14 protein-coding genes are annotated in these 17,814 nt (G+C 51.4%); all 14 read right to left on the minus strand.

Going from position 1 to position 17,814, the window contains the following annotated elements; genetic code table 11:
• Positions 1 to 192: 192 nt before the first annotated feature.
• The 14 genes from XI25_RS17135 to XI25_RS17200 all read right to left on the minus strand — a co-directional run bounded on the left by XI25_RS17135 (position 193) and on the right by XI25_RS17200 (position 17,809).
• Positions 193 to 1,086: an ROK family protein gene (locus tag XI25_RS17135; protein WP_442950379.1), complete on the minus strand. Its 894-nt coding sequence runs from the start codon at positions 1,084 to 1,086 to the stop codon at positions 193 to 195.
• Positions 1,087 to 1,400: 314 nt separating this feature from the next.
• Entirely contained in the window at positions 1,401 to 2,165 is a 765-nt protein-coding gene (modA, locus tag XI25_RS17140) for a molybdate ABC transporter substrate-binding protein (RefSeq protein ID WP_046679535.1), read from the minus strand.
• A 58-nt stretch (positions 2,166 to 2,223) separates the two neighbouring features.
• Complete coding sequence (locus tag XI25_RS17145) at positions 2,224 to 3,087, minus strand: 5'-3' exonuclease (protein WP_200901414.1); 864 nt, start codon at positions 3,085 to 3,087, stop codon at positions 2,224 to 2,226.
• A 283-nt stretch (positions 3,088 to 3,370) separates the two neighbouring features.
• Positions 3,371 to 6,838, minus strand: a complete 3,468-nt coding sequence (locus XI25_RS17150; RefSeq protein ID WP_046678679.1) for a discoidin domain-containing protein — start codon at positions 6,836 to 6,838, stop codon at positions 3,371 to 3,373.
• Between the two features lie 381 nt (positions 6,839 to 7,219).
• Positions 7,220 to 8,023, minus strand: a complete 804-nt coding sequence (locus XI25_RS17155) for a response regulator transcription factor (protein WP_046678678.1) — start codon at positions 8,021 to 8,023, stop codon at positions 7,220 to 7,222.
• Positions 8,016 to 9,500, minus strand: a complete 1,485-nt coding sequence (locus XI25_RS17160; RefSeq protein WP_235439946.1) for a sensor histidine kinase — start codon at positions 9,498 to 9,500, stop codon at positions 8,016 to 8,018. The genes XI25_RS17155 and XI25_RS17160 overlap by 8 nt, the downstream gene beginning before the upstream one ends.
• Positions 9,501 to 9,868: 368 nt before the next feature.
• Positions 9,869 to 11,524, minus strand: coding sequence for an ABC transporter permease (locus tag XI25_RS17165; protein ID WP_046678676.1), 1,656 nt, complete (start codon positions 11,522 to 11,524; stop codon positions 9,869 to 9,871).
• Positions 11,521 to 12,627: an ABC transporter ATP-binding protein gene (locus XI25_RS17170; protein WP_046678675.1), complete on the minus strand. Its 1,107-nt coding sequence runs from the start codon at positions 12,625 to 12,627 to the stop codon at positions 11,521 to 11,523. Before XI25_RS17170 ends, XI25_RS17165 begins: the two co-directional genes overlap by 4 nt.
• 109 nt (positions 12,628 to 12,736) lie before the next feature.
• Complete coding sequence (locus tag XI25_RS17175; protein WP_046678674.1) at positions 12,737 to 13,759, minus strand: ABC transporter substrate-binding protein; 1,023 nt, start codon at positions 13,757 to 13,759, stop codon at positions 12,737 to 12,739.
• A 347-nt stretch (positions 13,760 to 14,106) separates the two neighbouring features.
• A complete protein-coding gene (locus XI25_RS17180; protein ID WP_046678673.1) occupies positions 14,107 to 14,469 on the minus strand; it encodes an arsenate reductase family protein in 363 nt (120 codons plus the stop codon).
• A 19-nt stretch (positions 14,470 to 14,488) separates the two neighbouring features.
• Positions 14,489 to 15,457, minus strand: a complete 969-nt coding sequence (locus tag XI25_RS17185) for an RluA family pseudouridine synthase (RefSeq protein ID WP_046678672.1) — start codon at positions 15,455 to 15,457, stop codon at positions 14,489 to 14,491.
• Between the two features lie 3 nt (positions 15,458 to 15,460).
• The gene (locus XI25_RS17190; RefSeq protein WP_046678671.1) at positions 15,461 to 16,021 is read right to left on the minus strand and encodes a cob(I)yrinic acid a,c-diamide adenosyltransferase; all 561 of its coding nucleotides are present in this window, start codon (positions 16,019 to 16,021) and stop codon (positions 15,461 to 15,463) included.
• Positions 16,022 to 16,222: 201 nt separating this feature from the next.
• Entirely contained in the window at positions 16,223 to 16,486 is a 264-nt protein-coding gene (locus tag XI25_RS17195; protein ID WP_046678670.1) for an aspartyl-phosphate phosphatase Spo0E family protein, read from the minus strand.
• 117 nt (positions 16,487 to 16,603) lie between these two features.
• Positions 16,604 to 17,809: an aminotransferase class I/II-fold pyridoxal phosphate-dependent enzyme gene (locus tag XI25_RS17200; protein WP_046678669.1), complete on the minus strand. Its 1,206-nt coding sequence runs from the start codon at positions 17,807 to 17,809 to the stop codon at positions 16,604 to 16,606.
• Positions 17,810 to 17,814 lie beyond the last annotated feature (5 nt).

Here is a 17,814-nt window from a genome sequence, read left to right on the forward strand (position 1 = left end):
CATGATCGCAACGTTTGTTCAAACCCTGCTGTTATACCACTTTCACGGAGTGTTTGCTAAACAAAAAGGGGGCCCCATGGTCCATAGACCACAAGGGTTCCCCCGTTAAGGATCAAAAGCTGCTTCAGATAAGAAGCACTCTTCCAACCCTGTAAAGTTCAATGAAGCGGATCTTCTCCAAGCACGCGTTCCTTAGTTAGCCGCTTCGCCGGCCGCAAGCTTTGCGAGAGCCAGGGCACCGCATAGTCCCGCATTGTCGCCGAGCTGCGGCGGAACGATGAACCGGTCGATATCCTGATTGAGGCTCGGATGCGATACGTAGCCGTTCAGCAGCTCCTGCAGCTTCGTGCGGATCAGCGGGAACAACTGCAGTTGCTTCATCACGCCTCCGCCCATGACGATCCGCTGCGGCGAAAGAATCAGCACGTAGTTCATCAGCGCCTGCGCAAGGTAATAAGCCTCCATCTCCCATGCCGGATGGTCAGGCGTCAGCTCCGCACCGGCCACGCCCCAGCGTCTGCCAAGCGATGGGCCTGCCGCCAAGCCCTCAAGGCAATCCTTGTGGTACGGGCAGGTACCTTCGTATGTGTCCTCCGGATGGCGGCGAACGATAATGTGTCCCATTTCCGGGTGGGACAGGCCGTGAATCAGCTTGCCGTCCACCACGGCACCCGCTCCGACGCCGGTACCGATCGTGATGTACAGACAGCTGTCCAGTCCCTGGGCTGCGCCCCATGTATATTCCCCAAGCGCTGCGCCGTTTACGTCCGTATCGAAAGCGATGGGCACGTCAAACCGTTCCTTCAACGCATGAACGACATTGAAATTGCTCCAGTGGGGCTTCGGCGTCGTTGTAATGGAACCGTACGTCGGGCTTCCCTTTACGGGGTCAATCGGTCCGAAGAAACCGGCCCCGATCGCTTCCACTCCTTTGTCCGCAAAAAAATCGAACACCTGCGCCATCGTTTCCTCCGGCGTCGTTGTCGGAAAGCTGATACGCTCGATAACCGTACCGTCCTCCGTACCGATCCCGCATACAAATTTGGTGCCGCCTGCTTCAATCGCTCCAAGTTTCATGTAGTTCATCCTCTCCTAGGTGTGCAAGTATGGTTTATATATGTTAATCTTTCCGGTCCTGACGGCAATGGCTCCCGCCGTTTCCCGCCGCGTCAAGAAGCAGCCAGGATAACAAACAATCATGCCGGTCCAGGCCCGGGCGAGATCACTCTCTTTCGTTCCCTTCGGCAATATATATCGCCGTCAGCGGTGTCGGGGTTCGTATGGGTTGGCCCTGTGCATCCACCTGGCGGGTGCAGTTCCCAGTATAAAGGCAATCACGCTGGATGGCAGTGATCTATTTACGGAAAGCCGCACCGGCATCCAAAACAAATGGCTCTCGATCACAAAGCTTCCTCCGGAAGAAAAAATCCATGCCTTTTGAAAATGGCCCCGGCCTCTTTCGAACGCAAAAATTCGAGAAAGCGGCCGGCCTCCTCCGGATGCTTCGCGGTTCTGATCACCGCCGCCGGATAATGGATAGGCGTATGGAATGACGGAGGTATCTCTTCCGCAATCCGGACATCCTTCGATTTTGACGCGTCGCTTGCGTAAACGAATCCCGCATCGGCGTTTCCGGACGAAACGTAAGACAATACCTGGGAAACATCCTTTCCATAAACGGCTTTCGGTTCAATCATGTCCCACAATTCCTCATGCCGAAGAGCTTCCTTGGCATACGCGCCGGCCGGAACGGTTTCGGGCTGGCCCACCGCAACCGCCTTTACGTGCATTCGGCTCAAATCCTTCATGGCCGTGACCGTTTGCCGGTTTTTGGGCGTGATCAGGACCAGCCGGTTCAGCAGCAGCGGGCGGTTATGTCCGGGGTCAACCAAGCCTTTATCCCGCAGGGCGAGCATCGGCTCCATGGCAGCGGAAATAAACAGATCGACAGGGGCTCCCTGCTCGATCTGCTGCTGAAGGGAACCGGAGCCGCCGAAATTGTACGCGATTTTGATATCGGGGTACTCTTCGTTGAACAGCTTCGCGATCTCCTCAAGGCTCCCCTTCAAGCTGGCTGCGGCGGATACCGTGATTTCCATGGTCGCGCCGGACGGGTCGGCCGCCTTCCCGCCGCTGCCCGAACAGGCTGTTGCGTAAGCGATCATGAAAATAAAAAAGTGCGGACAATACTCCCTTTTTCATTTTCGGTTTAAAAAAAACCGCTCACGGTACCATTGCAGCTCCCATCATATGGCTTAGGCTCTTCATTTCGAGCTCATCCAGCTTGGCGGCGGCACGCTCATGATCAATCTCCAGCAGGCACAGGTCAAGCTCGCATTCCAGCGGAACCTCGCAATGAATTTCAGCCAGTCTCCGGGATAAATGCAACATTTCCAGATCCGCCTCGATCTTGTTTCTAACGCTTTTGGTCAACGCATCCATGTTCTCAAGAATGCCTTCGATCGACTCAAACTCCTGGACCAGCTTCATGGCCGTCTTCTCGCCGATTCCGCGGACTCCGGGATAATTGTCGCTCGTATCGCCCATGAGTCCCTTGACGTCGATGACCTGGCGCGGAAGCAAACCTTTTTCCTGATAAAGGGATTCCGGCGTATAAACCATATAGTTGCCATGGCCCTTTTTCATAATGATAACCGATGTGCGGTCGCTCACGAGCTGAAGCAGGTCATGGTCCCCGGACAGGATCATCACGTTCATGTCCTCGCCGAAGCGGCGGGACAGGGTTCCGATGCAGTCGTCGGCTTCATATCCTTCCACGCCAAGGTTTGGAATGCCCAGGCATTCCGTCACTTCCCGGATCAGGGAGAACTGGGGCACGAGATCGTCCGGGGCCTCCGGCCGGTTGCCCTTATAAGCCGCAAATTGGTCGCTGCGGAACGTCTTGGAAGCCATGTCCCAGCAGCAGGCTACGTGCGTCGGTTTAAACGTATCTATGGCATCCCACAAATAACGGAGAAATCCGTATACCGCATTGGTCGGAAGGCCGGATTTCGTCCGGCGGATATAACCGCTGGAAGCCGTCGCATAGTAAGCGCGGAACAAAAGGGCCATGCCGTCAACGAGCATGAGGGATGGTTGTATGGTAGGGTTCACGTTTCAAATTTCCTCCTATTTGTATTCAAAAAACAAAATGTTTTACCATGCTATGACTTTGCCATTATATCATATTTGATATTTTCATAGGGTTAAACAGGCTTATTTTCCAAGCAGGGAATCGTTCGTTGTTCCGATAGACCGTTTGGAGTACCGGTCAGGGACGGTGAACCCTTGCAGCGGCAAGAAGAACCCCGCGAGAAAACCTCGCGGGGCGCATTCATTGCATGTTATCGTTTAGTCCATTGAACTCGATTTACTGAAGCTGCTTCAGCAGCTCCTGCATTGGACGCAGCTCGCGCGTCACGTCATATGGATATCGGTTCAGCACCTCAAGCAGCATTTTGTGCAGAGGCCCGTGCGCTTTCGGCAGCAGTTCATCCATCAAGCCGATCAGCCGTTTGTACTCCTGCACCTGATCCGGGGCATACACCTCGAACTCATAGAAGGAGTTGCCGAAGACGGTTGCGCGCTTCACGCCCTGGAACTTGACATAACGCGCATTCGTCGGAGCGAATGTAATAATGTCCAGCTTGCCTTTGGATGTGACGACTCCCTCATCCCCGGACACGTTCGTCCAGTTCTGCTTGTCTTCGGATACGAGCAGCTGGTATTTCTCGGCTCCTGCCTGCCATTTGATAATGACCTTGTTGATCTCTTTCGATTCGCCAAGATCAACGGTAAACCAGGCATCGTCGACATAAGCGCTGGACCATCGCGAATTGATGGATACGACTCCATCCACCGCCATGTCCGGCGAGTAATACGGAAATTCCAGTTCCGAAGATTCAGCCGTTTTATGGAGCGCCAAATTTTCGCCGCTCAGCAGATCGATCGGCTTGTTGTAGATCATGACGTTATCCAGCACGCCCTTGAACGCATTCGAATCGCTGCCGATCCGAAGCGCAGGCAAAACCAGGGTGTGCATTTTCGGATACCGCTCCTCCAGCCGCTCTACATGCTCGTCGATATTGACGAACAGCGTAACGCCTTTATTGTCTCCCTTCAGCAAAATATGCGTCCATTCTCCTTCAGGTACAACGTAATCGAACGTGCTGTCGTAGTGCTCCTTGGAGAATCCCAGCTTGCCGGTCTTGCCCTGCTTGAGCTTGATCTTGCCGACCGGGGACTCCATTAAAACGGCATCGTCCGGGTTATCGGGGTCGGGCTTCACCCACATGGAGAGCGTCCAGCCGAACCCGACCGCGTCAACCGGCGTCTCGATATAGCTGGAGCCGCCCTTGAACCGGACTCCCTTCCCGTATTTCCCCTCCGTCATGTTGACATGGACGCCTTTGCCGTCAAAGTCGTTGCCGGAGTCATCCTGAAGCCCTTTTTCGAACAAGTACCGGATCACCTGATTCTCGTCATTCTTTACCGTGAGTTTATGGGACAAATTCGCGTTCGGAGCATCGCCGATGGCCTTGGTACGTTGTTCAAACCGTTCAAAGGATCGGTCGTCTCTCGTTCCGGTCCACATCTTCTCCGACACGACCTGAATGCCGGGCAGCAACCGGTCATGCGAGTCGTCCATGGACAAGCCGTTGGCATCGGATACGTCGTTCCATAATGCGAACATGCCTCCTTTTATGCGCGGATGCCCCAGCGGCAGGGTCGAGATTTCCCATTTATTCGGCTCCCATTCGTTGTAAAGGAACTGGGAATTCAAATAATCGCCATACAAGGTAGGTACGATATACATAAATACGTTCTGAACGTTAAGGATGTCGTAACCGAGATCTACCGCCTGCTGCGGGGGACCGTACGGTTCGTACCATATATCCATCGTGGCTTCGTTGCTTACCGGGGTCGTTCCGTTGTACTGCGTCATTCCGCCCCACATATGCGGATGCTTGCCTTTGTCGTTGATATGTTTCACGAGGGTATCCATATACCAGCGGAACCGCTCCACGTCCGGTCCCCAGTACTCGTCGGTGCCGATATGCACGTCAGGACCGACAAAAGTCGGATCGCTGCCGTCCAAATATTCGTTGAACAGATTTTTAACGAATTCGACGGTTTCCGGTTTGGAAATATCCAGCGCATGTTCGTTGCCCAATGAAGGGTCATAGGACGTGAAGGCGCGGGAATGACCCGGCGTATCGATTTCCGGAATCACGTTAACCCCGTAATCCATGCCCAAAAGCTGCAGTTCCTTAAATTCCTGCTTCGTATAATGCCCATTCGGGCTCGCCAATCCCGGATAGGTCGTGCTCTCCAGCCGGAAGGCGGCCGTCGTTCCGTCCGCGAACGGCGTGCCGACATCATCGTTCAAATGAACCTGGAACATGTTCATTTTGTACCATGACAGCAGCTTCACATAACTTCTCATAAAATCGATCGTATAAAATTTTCGCCCTACGTCGATCATAAGTCCCCGTTTCTCATACTTCGGATAATCTCTGGCCTCCCCGCGCGGAATCGTACGGTCGGGATGCTGCTTGATGATCTGGAGCGCGGTTCTCGTGCCGAAGAAAGCTCCGGTCGGCGATACGGAAGCAATCGATACGTAATCGTCGACCTTAAACACGTTGCCCTCCTTGCCAAGCCAGGCGAGCGAAGGATCGATCGCCAAATATAAATCTCCCGCCTTCGGCTGTCCGTAAACGATCTCAAGCTCCAAACCCGTCAGATCGATCAGATCCTCGCGCGTCAGTTCCGCCGCCTTGCGCAGGACCCCTTCGTCTTCCGGACGGACGACAATCCGCGAATCCGCCGTCAACGTATAGTCGCCCGATCCGCCGTACCATTCTCTTAAGGAAGGGATGACCTCCGGCTCGGCATTGCGGTCCGGCGTCTGCTGATGCTGACCCGGAACCGTAACCGTGATATTATCAGACAGCAGCTTCCGGTTCGGATCGCTCTCATCCTCGACCTCGACGATCAGATTTACTTTGGCATCGACCAGCGGGGTGCGGATACGGCCTTCCCGGTCGATGACGGGCAGCCGGTCGCTGCCATACAAGCGGACGCTGTACCCATCCGGAACCTCGGCCGCAGACCAATCCAACTCCGTCTGGCCGGCCTGGACCGTCAGCGTCGCCGCAACGCGGTCTACGATGGATTGCAGGTCATTCAATTGATAAACTTCGAATTCGTAGAAGGAGTAGCCGTACAGGGTGCCTTCGACGGGTGCCCGCTTCATGCCCTGGAACTTGACGTACCTGGTTTTCAGGGGAGCGAAGTCGATGGTCTCCGTTCCTCCCTTGCATTGAATGATGCCGTCGTCTTCCTTCACGTTCGTCCAATTCTCTCCGTCATCCGATACGAGTATTTTGTATGTATCGGCCGGCGTCTGCCAGCGGATCACCACGCGATCAATGTCCGTAGGCTCTCCCAGATCCACGTAAAACCATTGATCATCATGCTTATCGGAAGACCATCTTGTATTTCCCTTCCCGTCCACGGCCAGATTCGGCGTCAAGTAATCCACCTCGTTTCCCGAAGAAAAAGCCGGCTTGTTCAGAGCCAGGTTGGTCCCGCTGAACGCGGCGGCTTGATCCGCGAGACGCTTGCCGTCTTGGTCATAGACGGCTTCCGTAACGCTTGGGAGCGCTCCGGCTTCCGGATCAACCTTAGCCGGCGCGTCCGTCTTCTCTGATGCGGCTTCCGTCACACCGGACTGGGCCAACGCCGTTGCCGGCAAGGCGGCGCCCAAAACCGTCGTTACGGCAAGCCATAGACACAGCATCCATAAAAACGCTTTCAATTTTATCTTCTTCATATTCCCTCCATACTAAAGGCGGTCAGAGCCCTTTTTTAAGAGATAAGAAAGGATAAACATCAGAGGTTAGCCATCCTTATCTCGCAAGAAAAACTTCAGCTAAACGCGGTCTGTCTTCTGAGTAAGTACATCGATAGACGTTTTTCTTATTTGGCAATTAATTAGGTTGGACCCCTCCTTTACTCCAATTCATTCTAATTTTGGGGAAGAAAAAAAAACATTGAATAGGCCTATTCAATGTCCATGTTAAGAGAACGGTCCTCTTATGCAAAAGAGATAATTCCTTACTTTTATATACATCTGTTTACTTTCGTCATGCCCTCCGCTCTCCATATTTATTTATGATTCCGGTAATTGGACAATGACCGTGAAAACAAATCATTACGGATTATTTTGTTTAACCTGCTTGTCCCCGTAAAACTCCTGATACTGGCTTGGCGTGACGTGGGCGTACTTTTTGAAGATGCTGATAAAATACTTATAGTCGCTGAATCCGATATCCTGCGCGATCGTATACACTTTATGGTCCCCTGTTTTCAGCATATCCATCGCCTTTTGAATGCGATAGCGATTAAGGAACTCGTTGAACGTATAGCTGGTTTCCGCTTTGAATTTCTGATTGAGGTAGTAGGCGCTCAAGCCAAGCTGTTCTACAAGGTCATGAATGCTGATCTTCTTGGCATAGTGCTCCTGCACATAGGCGATCATTCGGGACACGTATTTCGATGTCTTCGTTTCTTTCTCCAGAAACTTACTGCTGATGACCTCTTCTTTTTCTTGTGGAAAGCTGGAGATGACTTCGTATTTTCGCAACATGTCCACTTTGGCTTTGGCGGAGTTCAGTGCTTCGATCAACTGCTCATCCTCCAGCGGTTTCACCAGAAACTCCGTTACGCCCAGCTGGAGGGCTTGCTTGGCAAGATGAAATTCATTATAACCGGAGATGATAATGCTGCTGAAGGTATGCTTCCGCAACCCTTCCCTAATCATCGCAATACCGTCCATCATGGGCATGGTGATGTCGGAAATGACAATATCCGGCTTAAGCTCGCAGATTTTCTCGTAACCGTCTTTTCCGTTAACCGCTTCCTCGATCACGACGCAATCATATTGGAGCCAATCCACGCTGAAGCGTATGCCTCTGCGAATCATGTCCTCATCTTCGACAAGAAGAACCTTAAACATCATGTCCACTCCTTTCGTAAGGAATCGTTAACGTTACGCGGGTGCCTTTTCCTTCGACGCTGTCGATATGGATGCCGGATTCCTCACCGTATAAAAGAACTAAACGACGATGCACGTTATAAAGCCCGATATGCTGCGAGGTGTTGTTCCGGCTTTTCAGAATTCCACGTACCTTCCGCAGCGTCTCTTCATCCATGCCTTGACCGTTGTCGAGGACTTCCAATATGAGTTTCCCTGCAGTAGCGTAAATTCCGATTTCAATAAGCACGCTGCTTTGGTTCTGATAACCATATTTGATAGCGTTTTCAATAATTGGTTGAAGCAGGAGCTTGGGGACATATACCTCCAGCGTTTCATCCGCTGCCGAAATTCGATACTCCAACCGTTCGTTGAAACGAATCTGTTGAAGTTTTAAATAATCCCTAACATAATTCATGTCGTCTTTCAGCAGCACGCTGCGATCATGGCCAATGCTGTACCTTAGCAGACGCGAAAGAATCATGACGATCTCCTGCGCCTGATTGGCGTCCATCTTAATCGCGTAACGCAAGGTTTCCAGCACATTGAATATGAAATGCGGATGGAACTGCGATTGCAGATGCTTCACCTCGGCAATGGCGCCGAGTTCCGACAGCTCTTTATTTTTATCCATCAAATCCTTCAACCGGTCAAGCATCACGTTGTATTCATTGCCCAGAATTTCGAATTCGTCGTCCGTCCGTATGTTGACATACCCGCTGAAATTTCCCTTCCGAAGCTGTGCTAAAGCATGAATCAGCTTATCGATGGATTCGGAGTTGCGGGTTGACATTTTGTCGGCCAGGAAGTGAAGCATAACCCACAGCAATATGCCGGCTGCAGTCACAAAAACGGACACCGTATAGTAGTTGTATCGTTCGGATTTGTAAGAATTAAGCGTGATCACCTGAATGGGCGCCTCGGGTATCCGTTTGACAACCTTATAGTATTTGCCCTGATTCAGTAGGACGTTTCCCCGATGATCGAGCTTCGGGCTGAACTTGTTCAGGACGCCTTTGGTCATGTTGCTGGTCGTGGCAATGATCGTGTTGTGTTCATCGGTGACTACGGCAATTTCGTTATTTTGCTCAAAAATGATTTTCTGAATATCGGATTCGTACAGCTGATAGACCAAATAGCCTACCGTCCGATTGTTCCTGACAAGCGCTTTGCCGAACGTGTAGCTGGTTTCCCGGTCATGCGAGTAACGGAAGCTGTTCATTTCGGTAAGCGTGCCATTCGGGCGCTGATCCATCCGGTTTATGAGGTTCCCGAAGGCAAAGTTGGAATATAGTCCATCCGCCGGTGCGGAGCTGGCCAGGAAGACGCCGTTCGTATCGACGATATGGAAGATGCTTTTGACCTTCTGATGGTTGTTGAAATCATAAAATTCGGAGTACACTTTATCGCTGCCCAAATGCGTTGCCACGTAGTTCATAACGGCCGGAGATGCGGCCATCCGGTTGACTTCCTTATAGTATTGTTGATATACCTCGGCCAAAGACTGGCTTATGGATTGTGCGGCCTCCGTCGTTTTTTTGAGTTAAATTCATTCTTCCGTTAATGATGGTGAAAATAAAAAATAATACGATTAAAATGGCAAACGGAATAACCGTGTAGAGCCGGAATAAGTGACGGGTTGATTCCTTGAAGTTGCGATGCTTTTTTATGTTCCATGCTGCCCCCTACAATTACGCCCTCTCTTTCATTATATCTTACTCTTACGCAAGGCTGAACTTGATCTGCGGGCGAGAGCCTATCCAAATAAATCCAAGCCGGTCCTCATGGCTGCAGGTACCGGCTTGGATGCTACGTTTTCGTATGGAATTAAAGCGATACTTCCTTTTGTCCGGAAAGTCTAAGAAAGACAAGCAGCGACACGACCGTGATCACGGTAAGGATCGTGGACAGGGCTGCGGCAACCCCGTAATTTCCGCGGATGACCTCGGTATAAATGGCAACCGTGACCGTCTTCGTCTTGCCTGTATACAAGATGATGGAGGTGCTCAATTCCGTAATGATGGTAATCCAGCTCAATATCGCGCCGGAGACGACCCCTGCAAGCATCATCGGAAGGGTAATCTTGAAAAACGTCTTCATCTGGGAAGCGCCCAGGCTGATTGCCGCTTCTTCAATGCCGTCATTGATCTGATGCAGAATGGCGGCACTCGATCGAATCGTATAAGGCAGCCGCCGAATGACGAACGAGATGATCATGATGAACGCCGTCCCGCTCAGCGCGAGCGGTTTATTGTTAAACGTAATCAATAAGGCGATCCCCAGAATGGAGCCGGGTACGATATAAGGGAACATCGTGAAGATATCAAGCGTATTCGTTAAAGCATTCTTTCTGCGAACCGTTACGTAAGCGATGAGAATGGCCAGCAAAATGATGACGGCAAGCGATACGATGGCCAGCATGAACGTGTTCGTAATGACGCCCCCGATATTATCGAATGCATTCCGGTAGCTTTGGAGCGAGAATCCGTCCACAAAGACGCGGCCGTTCGATTTCAGGAACGACGTATAGATGACGTAGAGCTGCGGCAAAAGCGCAAGCGCGGTGTACAGATAGATCACGGCATGCGCCGTTATGCTGCCGATTCCTTTTTTCTTCTTGGCTTCGATGGGATGCAGCGCGCTCATCGTGAATGATTTCCGATTGGAAATGAACTTTTGAAGCAGGAAGACCGCTGTCGCAAACAGAACGACAATGACGCTGATCGCTGCGGCAAAGCCGTCGTCGCCGCCGACTTCGCTGATGAATTCGTTAAAGATCAGAACAGGAACCGTTTTGAACCCTTCACCGATCAACATGGGCGTACCGAAATCCGCGAGTGCGCGCATGAATACGAGCAGGCCGCCTGCGAGCAAGGTTGGCGTAATGAGCGGGAGCAGTACCTTGCGCATCTTGCCAAGACCCTTATAACCTAAACTCTCAGCGGCTTCCATCAGGGACTGGTCCACATTTTTAAGCGCTCCCGATACATACATAAAGATGAGGGGCACCATCTGCAGGGTCAAGACCACCAAAATCCCCGTGAAACCATAAATATCGGGCATCGTGATTCCGAATGTGTTGCTTACGAATTTGGTAATGACGCCGTTTCTGCCAAGCAGCAGTATCCAGGAGTATGCTCCAATGAACGGGGCCGACATCGACGAGATCAGAATCATCACGCGAATGGCCGCCCCTCCTTTAATCTTGACCGTTGCCATCATGTAGGCCAGCGGCGTTGCGATGATGGCGGCAAGGAGGGTCACGCAGACGGTAACCTTGATACTGTTGAACAGGGCGTTCATATAATAGGGCTTGCTGAAAAACTTCATGAAATAGGCGAAGGAAAAATCGCCGGTCGTCCCGTTATATACGCTTTTGAACAGCATGGTGAATAAAGGAAGCGCCAGGAAAAGAATATAGAACACAAAGATCAGGAACGAGATGTTGGTCCAGATATCGAATCTTCTGCGCGTCCCCTTCATAGCTGACCGCCCCTTGTATAATTCAATTCGCCTGCCTCATCGTAAACATTGATTTTATCCGTTTTGACTTTGAGATGAATGGTTTGGCCGGGCTCCAGCAAGTGTGACGATTTCGATTCCTGCGTAATTTCAATCCGCTGGCCGGATTCCAAATCGACGAAATAATGGGTGTTCTGGCCTAAAAATACGCTGTGCACGATGGTTGCCTTCAGCCCCGAGTGGTCCTCGGTCATGATGAACTCCTCAGGCCGAACCGAGATTTGGACTTGGAAATCCGCTTGCGTCTCGGATGCAGGAACTTGAATGTTGGAGAGCCGTTCCGAGTAGCCTGAACCGATCCTCAGGTTATAGCTTCCCGCCTCCTGCGTTAATCTCCCCTCGATAATGTTGGTGCGGCCGATAAAGGTGGCCACGAATACATTCGCAGGGCGTTGATATATTTCTTGCGGCGTCCCGAGATGCTGAATCACCCCAGACTTCATGACGGCGATCCGATCGGATACCGCCATCGCTTCCTCCTGATCATGCGTTACGTAGACGGTTGTAATCCCTACTTCTCTTTGAATATCCTTGATCGCGTTGCGCATATCGACTCGAAGCTTGGCATCAAGATTGGAGAGCGGCTCATCCATCAGCAGAACATCCGGCCGGATGACGATCGCTCTGGCAAGCGCAACCCGCTGCTGCTGGCCGCCGGACAGGTTTTTCGGCATGCGGTCCTTGTATTGCTCGATTTGAACAACCTTCAAAATTTCCTCTACCTTCGAATTGATTTCAGCTTTGGACAGCTTCCGGTTCTCAAGCCCGAAAGCGATATTCCCTTTAACGGTTAAATGGGGAAAAATCGCATAGCTCTGGAATACCATCCCGATATTCCGCTTGCCCGGCTCGACTTGATTAATGACGCGCTCGTTAAAGTTAATGGTCCCGCCCTCGATGCTGTTGAAGCCGGCGATCATGCGCAGCAGGGTTGTTTTGCCGCATCCCGAAGGACCGAGAAGGGTGAAAAATTCCCCCTTCTTGATCTCCAGGGACAACTCGGGAATGACGGTGGTATCGCCGTATTTTTTTACAAGGTCCTTGATGGATATGTTCACGCTCATCGTTGTCACCTAACCTTTGCAGAGGTTGTGCAAAAAGTCCGCTTTTCATCTCAAGCACGGTAAAAGCTACTCGGTGATCACCGGACTTTTTGAACAGTAATCTTGTCGTTTATTTGATGCTTGTAAATAAATCGATATAGCGTTCGATGATTTCGGATTTATGCTCGCTCACATAATCCGTGTCCTCATCGATCATGTTGATGTCGGCATATGGTTTCATGTAGTCTCCAAGCTTCGTGTCTTTGCGAAGCGGACGGTTCGTTAATTGCGTGCCGAACGCATCCTGGGCTTCTTTCGAAAGAATGAAGTCGATGAATTTCTTGGCATTGTCCATGTGCGGCGCGCCTTTCACGACGGCCGATGCGGCATCCAGGAATACGGCGCCTTCTTTCGGATACACGACTTCCACGGGTGCGCCGTTTCTTACATATGTGCTGGCAGGGTCTTCGTAAGTCAAACCGACCACGTATTCGCCGTCAGCCACGCTCTTGTGAACGGCCCCGGAACCGCTTGCAATTTTACCGTCCAGGTTCTCGATCAATTTGCCGACATAGTCCCAGCCCTTCTCGTTTTCATAGTCGCCGCCCACGGCTTTCAGCATATTGGTCAGCTGCGCGAAAGCCGAGCTTGAGCTGGCCGGGTCGGCAGAAGCGATTTTTCCTTTCAGCTCCGGATTCAGCAAATCCGCATAGCCTTCGATTTTGATATCGCCGATCAGGTTTTTGTTCACGAGCAGCACGCTTCCGTCCGAAATGTAGGGCGTAGCGAAGCCCGTCGTATTGCGATGGCCTTCAATCAGGTTTTTGTCTTCCGGCGACACGTAAGGTTCGTAGAGATCCGCATTTTCGCGATAGCCGGCCATGGAACCGCCGAACATGACGTCAGCGTAAGGATTATCCTTTTCCGACTGTAAGCGCTTAACAATTTCGCCTGTGCCGGCCGTTACAAGCTCGACGGTAATCCCCGTTTTCTTTTCGAACATTGGGATAATCGTCTTGATGATCTCTTCGCTGTTCGGACTGTAGATGACGAGTTTATTAGATGAATCCGAATCCGATTCGCCGTTTCCGCAACCGCTTAATGCCCCTATAACTAACGCACAAGCCAACAGCAGCATAGTAAGCCTTTTCATTTTTATTCCCCCTTGAGCTAAAGTTCGTTTTGGTTTGCATGTTTATTGTAGCAAGGACACTGTAGGGTACTAAATCCTATAATTCGCAAACATCGTCTAAAATCCGCAACCTATTTTAAGAAAAACGTCTATCGACGTACTTCACAGAAGACAGACCACGTTTGGAAGTAGTTTTTCTTGCGATATAAGGAAGCCTCGTCTCCGAAACTTATACTTCTTATATCTTAAAAAAAGAGATCCCTAAGGTCTGTCGACCCAAGGGATCTCTTTTTGGTTCTCTGCAAAGTTTCGGCGCGATCATGATATCCGTCGCTTCCCATGATGCAGCGCTTCGCATTCACGGGCTTCTATGCCTTCCACGCTTCGCTGTACGTCTCTTCCTTAAAACCCACGGTCACGCGCTTTCCGTCCGTAACGATCGGACGTTTGATCAGCATCCCGTTCGAGGACAGCAGCTTGAGCTGATCCTCCTCCGGCATGCCGGGAAGCTTGTCCTTCAGCCCAAGCTCCTTGTAGACCTCGCCGCTCGTGTTGAAAAATTTCTTCAGCTCAAGTCCGCTGTTGCGATGCAGTTCTCTAAGCTCCCCGATGGTCGGCGGGTTCTCTTTAATATGCTGCAGCTCCAGTTCATGCCCTTCATTTTGCAGCCATTTCACCGCATTTCTGCACGTACCGCATTTGGGATATTGATATACTTTCAAACGGGCCATGGTTCAACTCTCCTAAACTTTAATCATTAGTAAACGTTGATTGTTCTTGCAATACCGCTTGCAGCTTCCTCATATCCTCCGGCATGGGGGCCGCAAAGGTCATCGGTTCCCCCCGCATGGGATGGACGATCGTCAGCCGCTCCGCATGAAGCGCCTGGCGATCTATCTCCCGGTCCAAGCGGGTAGCCGTCGATTCCTCCATGCCCGGCCGGATTGCGGGATGCCCATACATTTTATCCCCGATCAGGGGATGCCCCAAGCTGCTCATATGTACGCGGATTTGATGGGTGCGGCCGGTCTCCAGCTTAAGCTCCACCAGCGATGCTCCGGCATAAGCGACACGGACCTTATAACGGGTCAACGACGGGTAGCCTTCCGGCGTAACGATCCGGCGGTGCGGCTCCTGCGGGTCCCGGTCGATCGGCTCGTCTATATCGCCTTCGGCGGGAAAGGGAATGCCGTGCACCAGAGCGACATATCGCTTATCCACCGTGCCCGCAATCATTTGCTCGGACACGTGCTGGTGGATATACGGGTTTTTGGCTATGCAAAGCACGCCCGACGTTTCCTGGTCCAGCCGGTGCACCGCCCGGAACCGGTAACTCCATCCCTGCTGTGCCCAATAATGGACGATCCCGTTAGCCAAGGTATCCGTATAGTGCCCATGGGTCGGATGCACGATAATGCCCGCCGGTTTATTGACCACAAGCAGGGTATCATCCTCATACAAAATATCGAGCGCCATCGGCTGGGGCAAAATATCGTCCGACCGCTCCTGCTCCATGCGGATTTCGATCAAATCCCCGGGTTTGACGTTTACGCTGATGTAGACCCTCTCGCCGTTGAGCATAATTCCATGCTCGGTCAGCTTGAGCCGGGACAGGAGCTTCCGGGATATCCCCATCCTTTTTTGCAAAACGGTCTTTAACAGCATCCCGTCCTCATTTTCCTGGACCCGGTACGTAATGGGCGGGTAATACCGTGTCATGAATTACCGAAACACCTTTCCGCTGCGCACATATTCCACATCCGGCACGCCGGTCCGGACATTAGCCGCTCTTGCCGTCACGAAGAAATAATCCGAAAGCCGGTTTAAGTACCGCAGAACCTCCAAGTTGATCTCCCGATCGCGTCCAAGCGTAACCGTCAGCCGTTCGGCGCGTCTGCAAACGGTCCGGCACACATGGAGGGCGCATGACAGCGGACTGCCTCCAGGCAGAATAAACCGCTCCAGCGGCGGGTTCTCCGCTTCAAAGGCATCCATCCATGACTCAAGCCGTTCAACCAACTCGGCGCTTGTCTTATACTTATCTTCTTTATGTCTTGCATAGGCAAGGTCGGAACCGCAATCGAACAATTCGTGCTGGATCTGAATCAGCTGTTCCGCCAGTTCGTCAAATCCGCTCTGCTCGGCCAAATAAACAGCCTGTCCCGTAAAGCTGTTCAGTTCATCTATCGTACCGTAGGCTTCGATACGGTCATCGTCTTTGGGCACCCTGCCCCCGATAATCGACGTTTTCCCGGCATCCCCGGTCTTCGTATAGACCTTCATTTCCATTCCTCCACTTCACAGTCCTCCCCCGTACACCGGAGTCGGACTTATTATGAATCATGTCCCATGATAACATAACTCGCTGCCCGGATGCATCGGACAGCATGCCCGCTTTCATGCGAACTCATTCACGGAAACTTCTTAATCTGCGGGCACCGGAAACAAAAAAGAGACCCGCACCGGGTCTCCTGAATGGACGTGTTATAATTTCTTTTTGGGATGTGCCTTCATATATTCATTGATCTTTAAATCCAGCAGGCTGCTGATTTCAATGACGATCTCGGAAGTGAAAGACTGCTCTTGCAAAAATATTTGTTCCATCTTGCGACGGAGCATGTGAATTTCCTCTTCCAAGGAAATGTCTTCCGGAGTGGTTCTGGCAGAATTAATAGACCATTTATCGTGATCATCGGTTTCAGCTGAAATATCACCGCGATATGGCGACAATTCATAATCGCAAAACACTGCCATCCCTCCTTGGATTAGACATATTAATGCTCCCAAAATAAAATTATAACACAGTTCTTTGTAATGAAAAGTAAATTTTTTGTTAATTAAGGAAATGGATCAACTATCTTCTTTTTAAGTTAATTTCCGAACAAAATTGCCCATCCGATCCAAAGCTTCATTAAGCTGGGAAATCGAAGTGGCGTAGGAGCAGCGGATAAAGCCTTCGCCGCCAAGACCGAATACCGATCCCGGAACGGCTGCAACCTTCGCCTCCGTGAGCAGCCGCTGGGCAAACTCATCCGAAGTCAAACCGGTGCGCTTGATGCTTGGAAAGGCGTAAAACGCTCCATGCGGTTCATGGCATTCCAGCCCGATATCGCACAGTCCCTGTACGATAAGGCGGCGGCGCTGGTTGTACGACTCCATCATGCGGTCTTTCTCCTCCATGCCGTTTGTGAGCGCCTCAAGCGCGGCGACCTGACCCATAGCCGGGGCACACATCACGGTGTACTGATGGATCTTAAGCATGGCGCTGAGCAGTTCCGGATGGGCACACGTATATCCCATTCTCCAGCCGGTCATCGAAAAAGCTTTGGAAAAGCCGCTTACCAATATCGTGCGGTCCTTCATGCCGGGAACGGACGCAAAGCTTACGTGCTTTCCTTCATAGGTTAATTCAGCGTAAATTTCGTCGGAAATCACGATCAGATCGTGTTTCTCCACAACCTTGGCAATCGGAAGCCAGTCCTCGTAAGTCATGATGGCCCCGGTCGGATTGCTCGGGTAGCAAAGAATCAATACTTTGGATCTTGGGGTGATGCTGGCTTCCAGCGCTTCCGCCGTCAGCTTGAATTGATTCTCGGCCGTGGTCTCGATTCCAACAGCCACGCCTCCGCTAATGGAGGTGATAGGGGTATAGGATATATAACTCGGTTCGGGAACCAAAATCTCATCCCCCGGAACGATCAAGGCCCGGAGAGCCAGGTCGATCGCTTCGCTGCCTCCTACGGTCACCATGATTTCATCCTTCGGGTCATAGGATAGATGAAAGCTGTCATGGAGATAACGGGCAATGGCTTCCCGCAGCTCCGGCATCCCGGCATTCGACGTGTACCGCGTAAAACCGCGCTCAAGGGAATATACGCAAGCTTCGCGAATATGCCAAGGAGTCACAAAATCAGGCTCGCCCACGCCCAAGGTAATAATATCTTTATTCGCACTGACCAGATCGAAAAACTTCCGAATTCCGGATGGCTGTATATCCCTGACCAAAGGTGCCAGATAGGAACTCATCGGTTTCCTGTTGTTTTCTGTTAGTTGTTCTTGTTTCACAATCATACACA

Source organism: Paenibacillus sp. DMB20 (assembly GCF_000987955.1).
Lineage (GTDB): Bacteria > Bacillota > Bacilli > Paenibacillales > Paenibacillaceae > Paenibacillus_AQ.

What these genes read in the sequence shown, in the direction of transcription:
- XI25_RS17135 (WP_442950379.1), bottom strand. Translation starts at nt 1,086, where the DNA reads ATGAACTACATGAAACTTGGAGCGATTGAAGCAGGCGGCACCAAATTT.
- modA (WP_046679535.1), bottom strand. Translation starts at nt 2,165, where the DNA reads ATGATCGCTTACGCAACAGCCTGTTCGGGCAGCGGCGGGAAGGCGGCC.
- XI25_RS17145 (WP_200901414.1), bottom strand. Translation starts at nt 3,087, where the DNA reads ATGCTCGTTGACGGCATGGCCCTTTTGTTCCGCGCTTACTATGCGACG.
- XI25_RS17150 (WP_046678679.1), bottom strand. Translation starts at nt 6,838, where the DNA reads ATGAAGAAGATAAAATTGAAAGCGTTTTTATGGATGCTGTGTCTATGG.
- XI25_RS17155 (WP_046678678.1), bottom strand. Translation starts at nt 8,023, where the DNA reads ATGTTTAAGGTTCTTCTTGTCGAAGATGAGGACATGATTCGCAGAGGC.
- XI25_RS17160 (WP_235439946.1), bottom strand. Translation starts at nt 9,500, where the DNA reads ATGGCCGCATCTCCGGCCGTTATGAACTACGTGGCAACGCATTTGGGC.
- XI25_RS17165 (WP_046678676.1), bottom strand. Translation starts at nt 11,524, where the DNA reads ATGAAGGGGACGCGCAGAAGATTCGATATCTGGACCAACATCTCGTTC.
- XI25_RS17170 (WP_046678675.1), bottom strand. Translation starts at nt 12,627, where the DNA reads ATGAGCGTGAACATATCCATCAAGGACCTTGTAAAAAAATACGGCGAT.
- XI25_RS17175 (WP_046678674.1), bottom strand. Translation starts at nt 13,759, where the DNA reads ATGAAAAGGCTTACTATGCTGCTGTTGGCTTGTGCGTTAGTTATAGGG.
- XI25_RS17180 (WP_046678673.1), bottom strand. Translation starts at nt 14,469, where the DNA reads ATGGCCCGTTTGAAAGTATATCAATATCCCAAATGCGGTACGTGCAGA.
- XI25_RS17185 (WP_046678672.1), bottom strand. Translation starts at nt 15,457, where the DNA reads ATGACACGGTATTACCCGCCCATTACGTACCGGGTCCAGGAAAATGAG.
- XI25_RS17190 (WP_046678671.1), bottom strand. Translation starts at nt 16,021, where the DNA reads ATGAAGGTCTATACGAAGACCGGGGATGCCGGGAAAACGTCGATTATC.
- XI25_RS17200 (WP_046678669.1), bottom strand. Translation starts at nt 17,809, where the DNA reads ATGATTGTGAAACAAGAACAACTAACAGAAAACAACAGGAAACCGATG.